The sequence below is a fragment of the Mesorhizobium sp. M2C.T.Ca.TU.002.02.1.1 genome, from assembly GCF_003997225.1.
Window position 1 is genome coordinate 1 of record NZ_RZTO01000910.1, and the last position, 2,296, is coordinate 2,296.

The window sequence follows — 2,296 nt, forward strand, 5'->3', positions numbered from 1 at the left end:
GGCTGTATCAACGCTCGACGTTTCAATTGACGCGACCATCGAATTCGCGATGACGACGTCGTCAGACGTGCTGCCAGTGAGCAGCAGATCGCGATTGGTGATGTTGCCGTCGCCATCAATGTCGAAGCTCGAACCGATCAGGCTCTTCAGCGCCGTCTTGTAGGCAGCGCTCGGTTGTCCGGCTGCAAAGACGCTCAAATTGCCAAGGGCGTCGATAGCTTGATCGACGGTCAGATCGTCGGAGGGGACGTTATCCCCCAAAGTATCGGGATCTCCGTCAGGGCCGGGCTGATCGCCAATTACGCCGTCGTTACCGATCTGAAGGTCGTGCAATGCGGTCAGCACCGCCAGGCCCGCATGAATGTCGTGGAAATCGATGACGCCGTCGGCGTTCCAGTCGAAATCGGTACTCGCCGACAAGGCGTTGTCGGCATAGACGAATGCGCCGGCCACGTTGACCGACACCGCTCCGGCTCCGCCGGCAGTAACCGACGCCGACGCCAGGGTCGCCTCGATCGAGGACGTGTCCAGCGCGTTGACCCGAACGAAGCCGTTGGACGCGTGGTTGGCGTCGACATCGCTGCCGCCCTTGATGCTGGCTTCAGTTGCGCCGGCAATGATGTTGGTCGCCACAACGGCGCTGAGGGCAACATTGACCGAAACGGCCCCGGCGCCGCCCGCCGCGACGCCCACCGCCACGCCGAGCGCTTCGATGGTCCTGTCCGCGATGGCGTCGACAGTCACTGCGCCATCCGTCGTGTTGACGGTCGAGCCGTCGATGGTCGCCAGCAAGCCGCCGCCTATGGTGTTTTCGGCTACCGTGGCGCTGATCGCAACGTTGACTGAAACGGCGCCCGCGCCGCCTGCGCCGATAGAGGCCGCCACGAGCACGGCCTTGATCCTGGCCTCGTCCGTTGCCGCGACCGAAACCGTGCCGTGAGCAGTGACCGCGCTGTCGACGATGCTTGCTTCTGTGCCGGTGCCGATGCTGTTGATGGCAACCGCGCCGGTGCCGGCGCCTTGAACCGACACACCGCCCGAGCCGCCGGCCGAAATGGCCGCAGCCACAGCTGTCGCCGTAATGCCCATGCCTCGCGCAAGGGCGTCGTCGTAATTGGTCGCCGCAACGGTGACCGCGCCGGCGGAAGTGCCCACGGTGGAATCGTCGATCGTCGCCAGCAAGGCGCTATCGATCGTGTTTTCCGCCAGCGTGACCGCGACGGACACGGACACGGCAAGCCCGCTGCCGCCGGACACGCCGACCGCAGCTGAAACAAGCGTCGCCGAAATCCTCGAAATGTCGGTCGCCAGCACATCGACATCGCCCACCGCCGTGATCGACGATCCGATGATGGAGGCTTCGACAGAATTGGTCGTACTGTTGGCTGCGTAGGCACCCGAGCCGGCGCCGGAAATCGACACTCCGCCGCTGACGGCCACGCTGACGCTGACGGCCGCCGCCGTGGCGGAGATCAGCGTATCGGCCCGCGCTTCGACGGAAACCGCACCCGTCGTATCGACGGCGGAATCATCGATCGTCGCCTTGAGGGTCGAGCCGATCTGGTTGTTGGCGACCGTTGCCGAGATCGAGAAAGCGACGCTGGCGCTGCCGCTGACCGAAATTGATGCGGCAACCGATACGAGAGTGGCCTTGATCGACGATGTGTCGGTGGCGCTGACGCCGACCAGACCATGAGCGCCAATATTGCTGCCGGAGACAATGCCGGCAGTCAAAGAATTGGTCAGTATGTTTTCCGCAACGACCCCTGCAACAGCAACAGAGCCGGCGAAACTGCTGCCGAGGGCGACCGAGATGGCGACCGCGACCGCGATCGCGTCAATCGAGTTGTCGGCCGTCGCCGAAACCGTCACCCCGCCGGCCAACGCATTGACGTCGGAATCGAAGATCGTGGCGCCATAGACGCCGCCGATACTGTTGGTTGCGATGGTTATCGCGACCACGCCGGACAGGCTTACGCCGCTGGACGCCGAGACGCCGACGGCAGCCGCCACAATCTTGGCCTCGATCACCGAATGGTCTGACAAGGTGACCGATACGGCGCGTCCGGCTTCAACTGTCGAGCCGACGATTTCAGCCAGAACCTCGTTGGTCGTGGTGTTGATGGCCGATGCGCCCGCGCCGGAACCGGAAAGCGCCACGGTGCCGCTGCTGGCCGAGACCGAGACCGAGGCCGCGACTGCAACCGTCTTGATGGTGTTTTCGGTCGTCGCACCGACCGTGACGTCGCTTGCTCCGCCACTGGCGGTGACGGGTGAAACGTCGATGGCGACGCGG

At 64.3% G+C, this 2,296-nt stretch carries 1 protein-coding gene; it reads right to left on the reverse strand.

The features are described from left to right. A partial coding sequence (locus tag EOD07_RS31295; RefSeq protein WP_206519614.1) for a hypothetical protein occupies positions 1–2,160 on the reverse strand: 2,160 nt, incomplete at its 3' end. Positions 2,161–2,296 lie beyond the last annotated feature (136 nt).